14 protein-coding genes are annotated in these 13,830 nt (G+C 60.9%); 2 read left to right on the forward strand and 12 right to left on the reverse strand.

What is annotated here, in order from left to right; translation table 11 throughout:
- Positions 1 to 11: 11 nt before the first annotated feature.
- The 3 genes from O3306_RS07530 to dusA all read right to left on the reverse strand — a co-directional run bounded on the left by O3306_RS07530 (position 12) and on the right by dusA (position 2,817).
- Entirely contained in the window at positions 12 to 800 is a 789-nt protein-coding gene (locus O3306_RS07530) for a hypothetical protein (protein WP_272005188.1), read from the reverse strand.
- Entirely contained in the window at positions 794 to 1,618 is an 825-nt protein-coding gene (locus O3306_RS07535) for a sulfite exporter TauE/SafE family protein (RefSeq protein ID WP_272005191.1), read from the reverse strand. The genes O3306_RS07530 and O3306_RS07535 overlap by 7 nt, the downstream gene beginning before the upstream one ends.
- A 176-nt stretch (positions 1,619 to 1,794) precedes the next feature.
- Positions 1,795 to 2,817 (reverse strand): tRNA dihydrouridine(20/20a) synthase DusA, encoded by a 1,023-nt coding sequence (gene dusA / locus O3306_RS07540; protein WP_272005194.1) that lies wholly within the window; start codon positions 2,815 to 2,817, stop codon positions 1,795 to 1,797.
- A 161-nt stretch (positions 2,818 to 2,978) separates the two neighbouring features.
- On the opposite strand from dusA, the gene O3306_RS07545 reads away from it, so the two are divergent.
- Positions 2,979 to 3,305: a hypothetical protein gene (locus O3306_RS07545; protein WP_272005197.1), complete on the forward strand. Its 327-nt coding sequence runs from the start codon at positions 2,979 to 2,981 to the stop codon at positions 3,303 to 3,305.
- A 36-nt stretch (positions 3,306 to 3,341) separates the two neighbouring features.
- Here O3306_RS07545 and O3306_RS07550 read toward each other — a convergent pair whose 3' ends face one another.
- From O3306_RS07550 to O3306_RS07565, 4 genes are all read right to left on the reverse strand, one after another.
- Entirely contained in the window at positions 3,342 to 3,830 is a 489-nt protein-coding gene (locus O3306_RS07550; protein ID WP_272005200.1) for a DUF3592 domain-containing protein, read from the reverse strand.
- A gap of 21 nt (positions 3,831 to 3,851) precedes the next feature.
- The gene (locus O3306_RS07555; protein ID WP_272005203.1) at positions 3,852 to 4,433 is read right to left on the reverse strand and encodes a hypothetical protein; all 582 of its coding nucleotides are present in this window, start codon (positions 4,431 to 4,433) and stop codon (positions 3,852 to 3,854) included.
- Positions 4,434 to 4,497: 64 nt separating this feature from the next.
- Entirely contained in the window at positions 4,498 to 5,046 is a 549-nt protein-coding gene (locus O3306_RS07560; protein ID WP_272005206.1) for a hypothetical protein, read from the reverse strand.
- A gap of 803 nt (positions 5,047 to 5,849) precedes the next feature.
- Positions 5,850 to 7,325, reverse strand: coding sequence for an NAD-dependent succinate-semialdehyde dehydrogenase (locus O3306_RS07565; RefSeq protein ID WP_272005209.1), 1,476 nt, complete (start codon positions 7,323 to 7,325; stop codon positions 5,850 to 5,852).
- Between the two features lie 296 nt (positions 7,326 to 7,621).
- Between O3306_RS07565 and O3306_RS07570 the strand changes: the two genes are divergently transcribed.
- Positions 7,622 to 8,809 (forward strand): M24 family metallopeptidase, encoded by a 1,188-nt coding sequence (locus O3306_RS07570; RefSeq protein ID WP_272005210.1) that lies wholly within the window; start codon positions 7,622 to 7,624, stop codon positions 8,807 to 8,809.
- A 138-nt stretch (positions 8,810 to 8,947) separates the two neighbouring features.
- On the opposite strand, the gene O3306_RS07575 is transcribed toward O3306_RS07570, so the two are convergent.
- From O3306_RS07575 to O3306_RS07595, 5 genes are all read right to left on the reverse strand, one after another.
- Positions 8,948 to 9,133, reverse strand: a complete 186-nt coding sequence (locus tag O3306_RS07575) for a 2-hydroxymuconate tautomerase (protein ID WP_272005213.1) — start codon at positions 9,131 to 9,133, stop codon at positions 8,948 to 8,950.
- Positions 9,114 to 9,326 (reverse strand): hypothetical protein, encoded by a 213-nt coding sequence (locus O3306_RS07580; protein ID WP_272005216.1) that lies wholly within the window; start codon positions 9,324 to 9,326, stop codon positions 9,114 to 9,116. Before O3306_RS07580 ends, O3306_RS07575 begins: the two co-directional genes overlap by 20 nt.
- Before the next feature lie 124 nt (positions 9,327 to 9,450).
- Complete coding sequence (locus O3306_RS07585) at positions 9,451 to 11,385, reverse strand: AAA family ATPase (RefSeq protein ID WP_272005219.1); 1,935 nt, start codon at positions 11,383 to 11,385, stop codon at positions 9,451 to 9,453.
- A gap of 73 nt (positions 11,386 to 11,458) precedes the next feature.
- Positions 11,459 to 12,583 carry a hypothetical protein gene (locus tag O3306_RS07590; protein ID WP_272005222.1) on the reverse strand — a complete coding sequence of 375 codons (1,125 nt, stop codon included), beginning with the start codon at positions 12,581 to 12,583 and terminating at the stop codon, positions 11,459 to 11,461.
- A 62-nt stretch (positions 12,584 to 12,645) separates the two neighbouring features.
- Positions 12,646 to 13,722, reverse strand: coding sequence for a hypothetical protein (locus O3306_RS07595; protein WP_272005225.1), 1,077 nt, complete (start codon positions 13,720 to 13,722; stop codon positions 12,646 to 12,648).
- Positions 13,723 to 13,830 lie beyond the last annotated feature (108 nt).

Genomic DNA, 13,830 nt, shown 5'->3' on the forward strand with positions numbered 1-13,830 from the left:
GCCCGCGCCGCTTATGGAAGCGTCAGCCACCCATCATCCGACCCCGACAGTTCCGGCCTGAAATAGGCGATCATCCGGCCTTCCTCGGGCGCCTCGGCCCCCGCGCCCCAAGGCGCGACACCATGCAACGCCAAACGGTGCACGAGCGTCGCCTCGCCCGGTCTCGCAGGCAGTTCGACCCTGCGGCAGATCTCAAAGACCTGCGCGCGGGTATAGGTGTAGATTTCGGTCAGATCGACCTCGCCCCAACGCTCTGGCGGTGTGTGGCGCAAAGCGCGGGCAAACGCGCCGCGCATGATCTCGTGGCTGCCTTCCCAGACCACCAGCGGGCTGGCCTCGGCACTGGTCTGCGTCAACGGTAGTCCGAGGATATAGGCGTGCCGCTCTTTCAGCATCCGTCGTCGCTCTGGCCCGATCGCCAGTAACCCGTCCACATGCGCCGCATCGCGCCGGAACCTGTAGCGCGCCGCGCCTTCGCCCTCGCCCTCTCGCGGTTTGGGGTAGCCGGGATATGTGACCGAAACCTGGCCAAGGTGCAGGGGCAGCCTGCCGTAGAGATCAACCGCTTGCTCATAGCCCGGCCCAACCAGCGGCCCCGACCCGTCAAGCGATCCATCCGCTGCGTTTGGCAGCGCATCGACACCCACGAACCACGTACCGGCGCATTGCAGCCATTCCGCGCGGAGGACCGGATCGGCAACCGCCACCAGTGCGGCCTCGCGCGCTGCGGCGGCCCAATCGGCAACCTCGGGAGTGCAGGCAAAACGCGCCCAGCCCCGGCGCAGAAACCCCTCTACCATCCCGCAGCCTTGCGCAGCATGTTCAGCGCCACCAGCGTCAAGAACACTCCAAAGGCCCGCTTCAGCGGCTTGGGGTCCATCGCATGCGCCAACTTTACCCCCCAGGGGGCAGTGATCAGAGTCATCGCAATCACGATGGCAAAGGCCACAAGGTTGACCGCGCCCACGGTCAGGGGGGGCCGATGCGCCGGGGCGATCTCGAAGAACAGGAACCCCGCCACCGACGGCACCGCAATGGTCACGCCAAAGCCCGCCGCCGTTGCCACCGCGCGGTGAATGGGCACCGCATGAAGCGCCATCAGCGGCACCCCGAAGCTGCCTCCGCCGATCCCCATCAAAACCGACAGGAACCCGACAGCCGGCGACAGGACAGCGCGCCGCAGCCCGACGGGCATCGCATCTGCCAGCTGCCATTCCGACCTGCCGAATGCCATGTAAAGCCCTACGATCAATGCCAGAATGCCAAAGATCGCCTGCAAAGTGCCGGACCGCAACCCCGCCGCAACCGCGACCCCTAGGATCGCACCGATCGCGATCCCCGGCGCCCAGCTTCGCAGGATACCCCAATCCACGGCCCCCTTCGCATGATGGCCGAGGACCGAGCGGACCGACGTCACGATGATCGTCGCCAAAGAGGTCGCCAGACACATTTGCATCAATTGTGGCCCATCATAACCAAGCACCTGGAATGCATAGAAAAACGACGGCACAAGGATGATGCCGCCACCCACCCCCAAAAGGCCCGCCAGCACGCCCGCAAAGGCCCCGATGGCCAGCAGCATCGCGCCCATGCTCAGCAGCAATGTCATGTCCGTCATATTCTGCAGTCCTCCGGCCGTTGGCGCGTTAGAGCAAGTCGCGTCAATTCGACTTCACCCGTCACCGCGAGCGCATTTGCCTTGCAAAGGCTTGCGCACGGCCACGGGCGAATTCTCGAACCTTGCGAGACGCACCACGCTATAGACCGGGAATCGCGCCACCGGGCAACGGGTAATTATGCCGCGCAGCGTTCCGTCACGTGCAGCAGGGCCGCCTCGACCAGTTCCGGCCCTGCGCCGGGTTTTGATGCGCCCTCGGATATGGCGCGCCGCCAGCCGCGCGCGCCGGGCCGGCCAGCGAACAGGCCCAGCATGTGCCGCGTGACCTGATGCAACCGCCCGCCAGCCGCCAGATGCGCCTCGATATAGGGCAGCATGGCCTGCACCGCACCCTCGGGGGTGGTATCGGGTGCCGTCCCGCCGAAAATCCGCCGGTCCGCGGCGCACAGCATATCGGCAGGCTGATGATAGGCGGCCCGCCCGATCATGACCCCGTCCAGCCCCGCCTCCAGAAACGCCTCGGCCTGATCAAGGCTGTCGACCCCGCCGTTGACGGACAGATGCAGCGCCGGAAAAAGCTGCTTCATCTGCATCACCAATGGATAGTTCAGCGGTGGGATATCGCGGTTTTCCTTGGGGCTCAGCCCATCGAGCCACGCCATGCGCGCATGGATCGCAAAGCGCTCCACGCCCACGGCCCCGACCTGTGCAATGAACTCCGGCAAGACCTCTTCGGGCACCTGATCATCAACACCGATCCGGCACTTGACGGTCACTTCCACATCCACCGCGTCGATCATCGCAGCACAGCATTCAGCCACCAGCGCGGGCGATTTCATCAGCACGGCGCCGAATGTGCCGGACTGGACCCGGTCCGAGGGGCACCCGACATTCAGATTGATCTCGGCGTAGCCGGCCGTCTGCCCCAACCGCGCGGCCGCTGCCAACTCCTCTGGGTCGGAACCACCCAGCTGCAACGCAACAGGATGCTCGCGCGCAGAATGGTCCAGCAAATGCAGCGCCCCGCCCCGCACCAGAGCCGGCGCCGTGACCATTTCCGTATAAAGCAGCGTCTCGCTGCTCAGCAGCCGGTGCAGCACGCGGCAGTGCCGGTCGGTCCAATCCATCATGGGTGCGACGGAGAGACGAGAAGCCCGCCGGACGCCCGAAATCCCTTGTTTTGCTGGATCTACGCTCATGGTCACCTGACCCACTTCCCTCTATTTCGGGGCCTTTTGACCCCGTTTTTGGGGGTGGTGCAACAAAATGTTGCACCGGGCCCGAATTGTTGCACCGCTCTCCAACTCCTCCGGAGCCTCGCCGCCTCAATGCGAAGGCGAGGTCTCCGCCGGAAGCGCCGGTGAGAGATATCGAACCCTGGACAAAGTTCCAACCGGCGCCCGCCGCCCGGTTCGATCTCCCGAACATCGGCAACAATTTTCCGGAAGGAGGCCCGAATGGGTACCAGCCCTCCTCACGGAATTCTGTTCTTGTCGGAAGCGGGGAATCTGAGTTTTCACACAGCCTCGGCCCATTGCTGCCGTTCGTCAGCTATACCTATACAAACAAGGGCAATCCTTTGACGGTCTCATTGCCTGACGACGTAGGCGATTATGAAGCCCGATATTTTTCAGGCCAAGATGGCGTTGTCCTGGGTGCAGGCTCGCTGACGGTCACAGCAGACTGACCACGGTGATGGGACTCGTGTGGCAGAAGCTTGGGGTTAGCTATCGGCTTGACGTGCGAGAACAGTCGCACGTGCCCGTTTGACCGCAAACCAACCGCCAACAAGACCGGTAAAGATCAGGCCCGCCGAACAAAACAGTGAGAGCCAGAAGTAACGTGTAAGATAGCCCAAATCGACCGCGCTTTGCTTGGGGTCGTCTGGCAGATACCAAACGTCAATCGGGCCGCCCTCGCTCAGAGTGTCGAAAAGCTGTTCTCTGACACGTTGATTCCCACGGTTATACGGATCGGCTTCGGTGGCGAAGATGTAGGCGACATCGTAGGTATTTGGCTTGTTCGTTATGGTCTCGTGCAAATTGGTGACTTCACCGACCACCTTGATGCCGCTGTCCGAGAATGCGGCCGCTGTCCGATAGTCGGACATCTTGAGCATCCCAAGCCCGATGCCCGCAATGATAAGCAATGGGTAGACCCATATTTGTTGACGCCACATCACGCCGGTCACTGTCTGTTTCTGTCCGTCCATCATAATGTCCTTTGCACCATGTCAGCGCGTCAGGGTCACAGCGCGCCAACTCTTCACCGGCATCCCCTTCACGATGGCTGACGTATGAAAAATCCCATACATTTGATCAGGGCCGACGACCATCAAGCGCAGGGTCATATCCATCGTAGTGCCATCAATTGTGGCCTGTGTCCGACCGATCAGGCGGGCAAGGTTTTCAACGCCACATCCCATCAACGTCTCAACGTCAGATGACGACAGCATCGGAGCAGGAACGCCGTCTTTGCTCGCGTGAGCCTCAAAGCTCCAGGGAGGCTCGTCTGCCCAGTTAAACACAACGGGCTGCTGTGCCTCCGGGTGCGTGCCCACAAGCCCGCCATTTGGCGACATCTCGATTTGCATCGTTTCAACGTCACCACTTGCAGGAAAAGGCATCGTCATTGGGCCTGAAATCACATAGCCCGCATGATGCGTAATCTGCCAAGGGCCGACATACATGAGGCTGATCTTGTCCCAGGCTTTGGGTGAACCGTAGTTGCAGGCGACATTCGGCTCCGCCTGCGCAGCGGATGACGCCAACAAAGCGGATGCGATGCAGCAGATCAATGAAAAAGCCTTGGTCATTGTCTCACTCGCTTGTCGTTGGCGGGTTGCGTTCGCGTTTTTGACGCCATGAGGATGCGCCGCTTCATTGGTCCTGCAACAAGGCCTCGGGCAAGGTTGCACTAAACCTCCCGTCGATCTGCATCGTCTGCGACGGGTCGACCTGCCCGCTCACCAAATTATCGCTGTAATAGGCCGTGGAGGCAAAACTCCCTTCCAGGAAAAGGCCACCGTCGACCTCCTCAAGCGTCGACAGGGTAAAGACGGTTTGACCCTCCTCATTGGCCAGCCAGCCCGACGCCCAACCGTCAGCGAGATAGGTCAGCGACACGTTCAACGGCATCGTGGTGCCACCAACCGCCATGATATCAAACTTGAGCAGCAGGCTGTCTTTGGCCTCAGCGACAGTGTCCGCCGTCGGTTGCCCCCAAAGACTGAAACTCTGCATATTTGCGACCGCGATTTTCAGGCCATGGCTTTGGCTCTGTCCCCCGTCTGACGTCAGAAACCAACTGCGTTCGGCGCCCTCAATGGTGGCTGTCAGAGTGCCGAAGACATCTTGAGCATAACAAAAGGTTGGCGCAAGGAAGAGTGCTGCAGCTAAAGCGATATCACGAAACATAAAATGTGACATTGAACCTCCAGTAAAAGGGGAAAGCGATAGACCGTTGTAAAACAACGCGAGCATGTAAAAACCGCGTAATATCCACTTAAAATATGGCCGCCACGCCTCGTCTTCACAGCCTCGGTCGCAACTATGCCTGAATAGTTCTATCCGTCAATGATCGCCGTCAAAACGGCGATATGGCCCGGAGAAAGACTTTGGATAGAACTAAACGGCTGCGGGCTCTTCCGAAACAGACAAACTGTTCCCCCTGCAAGGTCTATTCAACCCATTTCAAAATAAGGGTGGAGCAGGTGGCGGAACTGAATTGGACGGCTCCCCTTAAAATCCATGTAGCGACCATCCGGCAAGGTCCGCTTTGAAGATGGCGACCGAGCATAGCAAGACAGGAGAGAACGTCCGTTTCCTGCCACTCGCTACCCGGTAGCAACGCGCGGCCAAGCCCTCACACGAGAGTCCGACCTCCGTCCCGGTCAGGTTTACCACACGAATCCGCCTAGGCTACGGCTTTGCCTATTCTGGTGGTTTCTGGCCAGAAGGGAGTGACATCAAACCCCCGTTGGGCATCATCGGAGGTTTGACCATGTCTCGCACCGCCCAACATAAGTAACGGTACCTGATGGGGCAAATCCCCCGGCGGCCCGCCCACCGTTCGCCTCGGGGGCGGCAAGCACGCGGCGCGGGCCGTCTGCCCGTGCGAGCACCCTCTTGGACCACTCCACCGGAGCGGCCCGGCGTGGTTGGGCGCGACGGGGCGAATGTGCCAGCATCCCGCCCCCTGATGGATCAAATCGACCGGTCCCGCGGGTATCTCAGGCCCAGTCGCGGCAGACGTATTTGATTTCCATGAACTCTTCCATCCCGCGCCGTGCGCCTTCCCGGCCAAGGCCCGATTGCTTGGTACCGCCGAACGGGATGGGTGCGCCGGTGACCTTGGTACGGTTGACCGCGACCATGCCAAATTGCAACGCGCGGCTGAGGCGGTAGATCCGGCGCGGATCATGGGTGTGCAGATAGGCAACCAGCCCGTATTCAGTGTCATTGGCACGCCGAACGACCTCCTCTTCGGTATCGAAAGGGGCGATGGCGGCGACTGGCCCGAATGTTTCCTGGTGCAAAATCAACGCGTCTTGCGGGACATCCACCAGAACCGTGGGCTCGTAGAACAATGGCCCAAGCGCGTGGCGTTTGCCACCACAGGCCAGCCTTGCGCCTTTGGCAAGAGCGTCCGCCACGTGTTCTTCCTGCTTTTTCACCGCATTTTCATTCATCAAGGGACCAATATCGGGGTCATCCAGCCCCAAGCCAACGCGCAGCGCACTGGCGGCCTTGGTGAACTTCTCGCAAAACTCGGGATAGGCCGTGCGTTCAACGAAAATCCGGTTGGCACCCAGGCAATCCTGCCCGGAAGTGGCAAATTTGGCCTTGATCGCCTCGGACACGGCCGTCTCGATATCGGCCCCTTTGAAGACGATGACGGGGGCGTGACCACCAAGCTCCAGCACCAGCCGCTTGATCGTAGCCGCCGATTGCCGGTACAAAAGTCGCCCAATCTCGGTCGAGCCGGTAAAGGACAGAGCCCTGACGCGCGTATCTTTGGTCCACGGCTCGACGACAGTAGCCGCCTGCCCCGTCACCACGTTGAAGACACCCGCCGGTACTCCGGCGCGTTCGGCCAGCTCCGCTAGCGCCAGCGCCGAAAACGGCGTTTCCCCGGACGGGTGCGCGACAATCGTGCAGCCTGCCGCCATGGCTGCCGCCGCCTTGCGGGTCAGCATGGCGCAGGGAAAGTTCCAAGGTGTGATCAGGGCAGCAACGCCCACCGGCTCCAGCCAGACTTCGACCTCGGCATCGGGCAAGTGGCTGGTCACGCTTTCGATATTGGGGCGCTTGGCCTCTTCTGCATAGAATTCCACGAAGGCCGCAGCATAATCAATCTCGCCACGGGCCTCGGAAATCGGCTTACCCTGCTCCAGCACCATGATGCGTGCCAGATCCTCCTTATGCGTCAACATCAGGTCGAACCAGCGCCGCAAAACGGCAGACCGCTCTTGCGGCAAGAACTGTGACCACGCCGCAAACGCATCCTGTGCCGCATCCACGGCGGCAGTGGATTCCTCTGCCGAGAGCGATGCGACCTCGCCCAGCGATGCGCCGGTCGCGGGATCATGGACGCTGAATGTCTCGGCCGACGCAGCGGCGCACCATTTGCCTCCAATGTAGGAAAAACAACGCACCAGCGTCTTGTCCTGGATGTCATTGCGGGCGGATAGGGCAGTTTCATGCATGGGTTATATACTCCAGATTCCGCAGATATCCTGCCGATGCTGCAAAGAGGATGTGCCCGAAGAATCCGCCCCGCGCAGAAAGAACCGCTGCCAAAGGCGCGCTTTTCAGCCAAGATCAATGCCAGCCGCTGTGCGATGCGCCGCCCCTGCCTTCGCCGCCGACGGGCTTGCGCCGGATGGTGACGCGCGATGGCCGGAATTTTCGCTCGACGCCCCAAAAAGGGTTGCGGCAGGGCTAATTAGCAGCCAACCAGATGCCAGCAGAACAACGTCTGACCAATCAAAAGGGGTGTATCGTGCCGAAATCTAAAGATATTCCATTTACCAGATCCGAGTACGATCGCCGGATTGCGAAATGCCGTACAGCGATGCAGGCCATGGGGCTGGAAACGCTCATCGTTTCTGATCCGTCCAATATGGCATGGCTCACGGGCTATGATGGCTGGTCTTTCTATGTCCATCAGGCCGTCATTCTGTCCATGTCCGGTGATCCGCTCTGGTGGGGTCGCGCCATCGATGCCAACGGGGCAAGGCGCACGGTCTGGATGGAAGATGGCTGCGTCACCTCTTACGACGAATCCATGATCCAATCGACGGTGTCTCACCCGATGCAGGATCTGGCCCGCAAGCTGAGCGATCTTGGCCTGCCACATCGCCGCCTTGGCGTCGAAATGGACAACTATTATTTTTCCGGCAAGGCACTGGATACGCTGCGCGCGGAGTTACCCCAAACCGAGGTTCTGGATGCAAACCTGCTGGTGAACTGGGCGCGCGCGGTGAAGTCCGACGAAGAGCTGGGCTTCATGCGCAAGGCGGCACGCATCACCGAAAAGATCATCGCCAATGCTGTCGCGCGGATCGAGCCGGGCCTGCCCAAGAACAAGCTGGCTGCGCAAATTCTGGCAGACGGAATCGAGGGCATCGACGATGACTGGGGGGATTACCCGGCTATCGTTCCGTTGCTGGCAGACGGCCCGAATGCTTCGGCTCCGCATCTGACATGGGACGGCAAACCGTTTGCAGATGGCGAGGCCACATTCTTTGAAGTGTCTGGGTGTTACCGCCGCTATCACGCCCCGATGTCGCGCACGATCTTTCTGGGGAAGCCGCCTACGGATCTGATCCATGCCGAACAGGCGCTGGTTGCCGGGCTGGAGGCAGGGGTGGACGCGGCCAGAGCGGGCAACCGCGCGGCCGATGTGTCGATCGCGCTCAAGGCGGAATTGCGCAAGGCAGGGATCGAACGCCAGGGGCGCGTCGGCTATCCCATCGGGCTGTCATACCCACCCGATTGGGGCGAGCGCACGATTTCTCTGCGCGAGGATGACGACACGATTCTGGAGCCGGGCATGACCTTTCATTTCATGCCGGGGCTATGGATGGATGACTGGGGCCTCGAGATCACCGAAACCATCGCGATCCGCGCGGATGGCCCTGCGGAATGCCTGGCCTCGGTGCCACGACAACTCTACGTCAAGAACTGACGTGCCCGCCCGCCAAGGCGTTGTTTGGCTGTAGGGTGTGACGCACCATGCTCCGACGGGCGCAGACCGCATCATCGGTTTGCGCCCGCAGATCAAGCCAGGACAGCGCGGATACAATTCCCGTGCAGCGCGGTTGCGTCACTGGTCGCTATAGAGTGTTCCCCCACTCGCCCAGTGGGATTTTTCGACATCGGTGATGACGATCTGGACCGACTCCGGCGTGCCACCACAGGTCTTGATGAACGCATCGGTCAGTTCGCGCGCCAGCGCGCGCTTTTGATCGGCATCGCGTCCAGCGAACATTTCAACCCGGATCATGGGCATGATGAATTTCCTTCTGTTGGGATAATTGGGGAGCCATCCCCCGCGGCGCGGGGCGGCCCGTGAAATACGGCATGACCTCTTCGGCAAATCTCCGCATCGCCTCAAGTGTCTCATTCTGGCTTGCGCCGATACTGAAGTTCAAGATCATTTCGTCAATCCGGACTTCAGCATAGGCGCCAAGGCGGTCGATCACTCTGCCCGCACCCGGTGAAAGGCGTCGCATCGCTATGCAAACAGATCACCGCCTCTCGATTGCGGCGTGGTCTGGATGTGCAGCCCGCACTTGACCGAGTGTTTGAGGCTGTTGCAGGGTCGCCCTACCCCTTTTGCGCCAGGAACAGCCGCTTTGCCTCTTCCATCCGGCGCATTTCACGCACGGCATTTTCGATCGCCACTTCATCGGATTTATCGGCATATCGGAATTCGCTGTCGGCGTATCGGTTGATCTCCTGGATCACCATCTCGACCGTGATCGGCTGGCGTAACTCCTCGATCATGCCCTTCTTGGTCTCGTAGTCCTTGAAGAGGAAAAGCTCCGGCTCCTCCATCCACTCGTCGGGAAGTTCAAAATCCATCGCGCGCACCTTAACGGCATCGGTGATGTTCTTGATCGCCCGCCCCGTAAAGCGGTCATCGACTTCCTGGATACCCTTCAGATATGTGCCCAGCTTGGCAATCGTGTCGAGCTTGCCGATCTTGGCATCCACGGCCTCGTAGACCCGCAGCAGCCCTTCCTCATGTGGTTTCGAATGCGATGCGAAACTGGCTGCGACCGCCTTCTTGATTTCCTGCGCGGCAAAGGCCTCATGATCGCCGAGCGGAATGTCGTGATTTCGCCCCATCAACAGGTTCAGAATGTCGATGTAATCCTCGCGGGTGATCGGCCCGTCCACCAGAAACCGCGCGCCCGCGCGCTGGCGCAACGCATCGTCCACATTCTCGGGGAAGTTCGAAAACATGCCAAAGGTGCAATTGCCACGCACGACCGTATTGGCGCCGGCAAAGCTCTCCATCAGCACGGCGGTGATTTCCAGCTGACCGGACGACGATTGCCGGTCACCCCGTTTGCCCGCCAACTGGTCGATATCGTCGATCGTACCGAACCCGATCACACCCGGATCAATGATCGAATTGATGAACGCCTTGGCGTTCTGCCCCGATTTGCCCTGATAGCTGTCGATGCTGTCGGTGCTCAGGTTCTGGTATCGAAACGGATACCCGGCGGTCTCGCAATAGCCGTGAATCAGGCCCGCCATCATCTGAATCAGCGTCGTCTTGCCCGTGCCCGGCTTACCATCGCCCATGAAGGTAAAGATGAACCCGCCCAGATCGGCGAAGGGGTTCAGCCGCCGCTCGAAATCATAGGCCATCAGCATCTTTGCCAGCTTCAGCGCCTGATACTTGGCGATATGGTTGCCGACCACCTCGTTGGGTTTCTTGAAGGTCATGGTCAGCGTGGTGGATTTCGCCTTGGACGATGGCGAGAAGCCGCGAATGGTGAAGTCATCCGCCTCTACCCGCCAACTGGCGCCGGTAAAGGCCCCCAGCCGCCCGGCATTCTGCGCCCTTAGCGCGATCTTCTCCATCAGCGCCTCGGCGTAGCCGGTGACGCAAGCCACCAGCCGCGCGTCATCCGTGGCATGGGCGGCAATGGTCTTGTCCAGTTCCCACAGCGCGCCGTGCAGGGCGATCTGGGCGTTGTCGGTCAGAACCTCTTCGGCTTCGCCCACCTCAACCGACACTTCGCTGCCATGCGAACCCAGCAGAAAGGCGGCGGCATTGCCAAAGACATAAGCCACCGCCAACGCCTCGGCGCTCAGAAGCTCGCTGAATTCGGTCTTGCGGTTGGCGGGCAATGAACCTGCGAGATTGATCCGGCGCAGTTCAACCAGCCCGGTGGCCTCGGCATAGGTTTCGCCCACCGCCAGCGCGATGGCGAGTGCGCGCCGCAGGGCGTGCATCACCGTGGCCTGCAGGGGCGACACCAGCGGGTCGTCTCCATCCGCGCCTTTGATCCGCGCAATCAGCTGCACGCCTTCGGCCCGCGCGGTGCTGCGTGTGACCAGCCCCGGCGTGGTGCTACGGAACCGCCGCCGCGTGCCGACGCCCGATGACCGTTCGTCTTGCGGCGTGTCTGCCGATTTACCGATCCGGGGTGTATGATCGAAGCCCTGCAACATGCGCGTCGCGGCGTCGTAATGTTTGATCACGTCTGCTTCGCGCAGTTCCATCATGTCGGCTGTCAGGCTCATCTTTTTCTCCCCCTGCCGGGCTGAAGTCCGGCCTAGCAGTTTGTCGCAGGCCGGGCGTCAGCCCGGCAACGGTTCAATATCGCAACACCCGTCCCCCGGCGCTGACCACGTATTTCGTGACGCTGGCAAAACCCGGCGGGTTCTTTTCGGCCAGCACCTGATAGGGGCGCTCGGGCAGAATGATACTGCGGCTCTGGCGGGTCGCGCCGGTCTCGGCCCCGCGCCCGGAAAACGGGTCGAGCGCGAAAATCTCGCGTTCCACCGAGCCGAACCAGCCAGTGCGTTCTAGCTTGGTTCGTTCGCTCTCCAGCACTTCATCGGTCCAGGCCAGGGCCCAGTCCTGCCCCTCGGGTGCATCTGCATCGCGCAGAACGTCGCGCAGCGGCCCGATCTGCTGCGTATAGCTGTGCGAATACATCGGTCCGACATGGAACCGGCGCAAACGCTTGGGATGCAGGTCCGAGAATGCCTCGTCGACGCCACGCGCGATGGTCAGCAGTTTCAGCCCGCCCAGCGCCTGGCCCATCAGGTGTGTCTGGCACGCGGGCCAACGCTCCTCATCCTTGGCCAGCGCGTAGCGCCCGGTATCCTCGACCTCCATCACATAGATCGTCGGCAGGTTGATCTGGCTGTCATAGACCGCCCAGTGCAGCAGATAGCGCCGCCGCTCTCCCAGCCCGCTTTGCCAGATGATCTGCGGATCGTTCCGCGCCCAGAATAGATGCCCGCGCCGCAGTTCTTCGTAGTAGAGCCGCTGCGACAGCGCGAATTGTAGCCGCGTCGGGATCTGCCGCGCGCCGATGATCTGCTCGACCATCTGCGCCTTGAGCTGATCGGCACTCGGCATTCCGTCCAGATGCCGCGCCGCCTGCTGCGCGTCGTTGGCCATGACCAGCAACTCGTTGAACACCGGAAAGCCGCTCTCGTGGTTGTCCATCTGAAGCGTGCCAAATGATTGGCCCGCGTCACGTCCCGCGAACAGGTATTTCATCCCCAGCGCGCGGAAACTATAGGCGATGCCCTGCATGTAGCCGGTCAGGATCTCGACCTCATCCCTGGACAGGGAGTCTTCGGCATGCATCACCGCCGCAACACGGGCCAGATGCCCGGTGATCCGCTCGAACTTGGTGAAATAGCGGCGGCTGGCCGCAAGATCTGCCAGCCTGACATGGTCGGATTTCGGCGCGCGATCCGTCATTGTACCTGCCTGCCCTGCACGGCGGCGGAACAGCACATCACGTGACGTCGACTGAACAAGGTTCAGGCCCCATACAGGTTCTTGTCGTGCTTCTCGATGATCGCCTGAAAGCGGCGGGCAAACCGCTCGTCGGCCTTGGCCTTGGCCTCCAGCACGTCGCGGGCGAACACCATGTGCTCTTCGTGGCTCTCCATCATCTCGGCCATTTTCTTGTTGGTCGCGGCACCGATTCCCGCCATCGCCTGTTGCGCCTCTTTGTCGGTCTCGACACCGATCTCGTTGATCCGGTGCGCCACGTCTTGCTGTTGCGCGGTTTTCAGGGACTTGGTCAGCGCATCATAGAGCACCACGCGCTGCTTGGTGTCTGTCTGCAGCTTGTTGATCAGCACCATCTGGGTCGCCGCCTGATTTTGCAGGCTGTCGACCCATGTCTTGCCCTTTTCGATATAGCGCTCCAGCGTCTGGGATTTGCTCAGCTTGACCTGCTCGGACTGCACCAGCTCGTTGTATTTCGCGTTCATTTCGGCCAGCTGCGTTTCCAGCTTGGTGCGGGCCGCGGCATCCGTTTCATTGGCGATCTTGTTTTCCAGAGCGATGATATCGGGATCCATTGCCGTGATCTGTGCGCGGATATCCTCCAGCTCGCCCACGGTGAATTCCCGTTCGTCCAGCGTTTCGGTCAGGTTCTCGCTGACCTTGGCCTTGTGGGTCTCCAGCGTGGCCAGCTGGCTTTGCAAAAGTTTCACGATCACATCGGATTTCGAGATGAGATCCTGCAGTTTGTCGTCGATGCTCGCACTGCGCACCCGGTCCTGCCGCATCGCGTCCGAGCGCGATTGGCTGAAGAAACCGACGAAGCTTTCCCAGCCGGTCTTGTTGCGCATCTCGTCGAAATCGCGGCTGAAGGCAGCGGTGATATCATCCAGCCCCATGATCAGCTCGGCGATGTTGGCGTTCATCACCTCGGTATGGGCGTGAACATCCTCCAGCGAGGCGTTCTCGATATCCAGAACCGCATCCTCGCCGCCCTTGATCTTGGCGCGCGCGGCTTCGATCTGGCTGGTCACTTCGGCAATCTTGGCCTGAGCCGCGCTTACCTCTGCCTGTGAGTCCCGTACCTGTGCGTCCAGATTTGCCATGTCAGCCTGATCCCCGATTTTTCTGCGCTGCCCCCAATATACGGGACCGTTGCCCCATTTGAAATATCACGCAGGCCGGAGTCCAATGAAAACCGCAGTGGCACGGCG

This window comes from Roseovarius sp. ZX-A-9 (assembly GCF_028369135.1).
GTDB lineage: Bacteria > Pseudomonadota > Alphaproteobacteria > Rhodobacterales > Rhodobacteraceae > Roseovarius.

Coding starts and splice junctions, on each gene's coding strand:
- O3306_RS07550 (WP_272005200.1), bottom strand. CDS start 3,830: ATGGACGGACAGAAACAGACAGTGACCGGCGTGATGTGGCGTCAACAA.
- O3306_RS07555 (WP_272005203.1), bottom strand. CDS start 4,433: ATGACCAAGGCTTTTTCATTGATCTGCTGCATCGCATCCGCTTTGTTG.
- O3306_RS07535 (WP_272005191.1), bottom strand. CDS start 1,618: ATGACGGACATGACATTGCTGCTGAGCATGGGCGCGATGCTGCTGGCC.
- O3306_RS07590 (WP_272005222.1), bottom strand. CDS start 12,583: ATGACGGATCGCGCGCCGAAATCCGACCATGTCAGGCTGGCAGATCTT.
- O3306_RS07585 (WP_272005219.1), bottom strand. CDS start 11,385: ATGAGCCTGACAGCCGACATGATGGAACTGCGCGAAGCAGACGTGATC.
- O3306_RS07565 (WP_272005209.1), bottom strand. CDS start 7,325: ATGCATGAAACTGCCCTATCCGCCCGCAATGACATCCAGGACAAGACG.
- dusA (WP_272005194.1), bottom strand. CDS start 2,817: ATGAGCGTAGATCCAGCAAAACAAGGGATTTCGGGCGTCCGGCGGGCT.
- O3306_RS07560 (WP_272005206.1), bottom strand. CDS start 5,046: ATGTCACATTTTATGTTTCGTGATATCGCTTTAGCTGCAGCACTCTTC.
- O3306_RS07575 (WP_272005213.1), bottom strand. CDS start 9,133: ATGCCCATGATCCGGGTTGAAATGTTCGCTGGACGCGATGCCGATCAA.
- O3306_RS07595 (WP_272005225.1), bottom strand. CDS start 13,722: ATGGCAAATCTGGACGCACAGGTACGGGACTCACAGGCAGAGGTAAGC.
- O3306_RS07530 (WP_272005188.1), bottom strand. CDS start 800: ATGGTAGAGGGGTTTCTGCGCCGGGGCTGGGCGCGTTTTGCCTGCACT.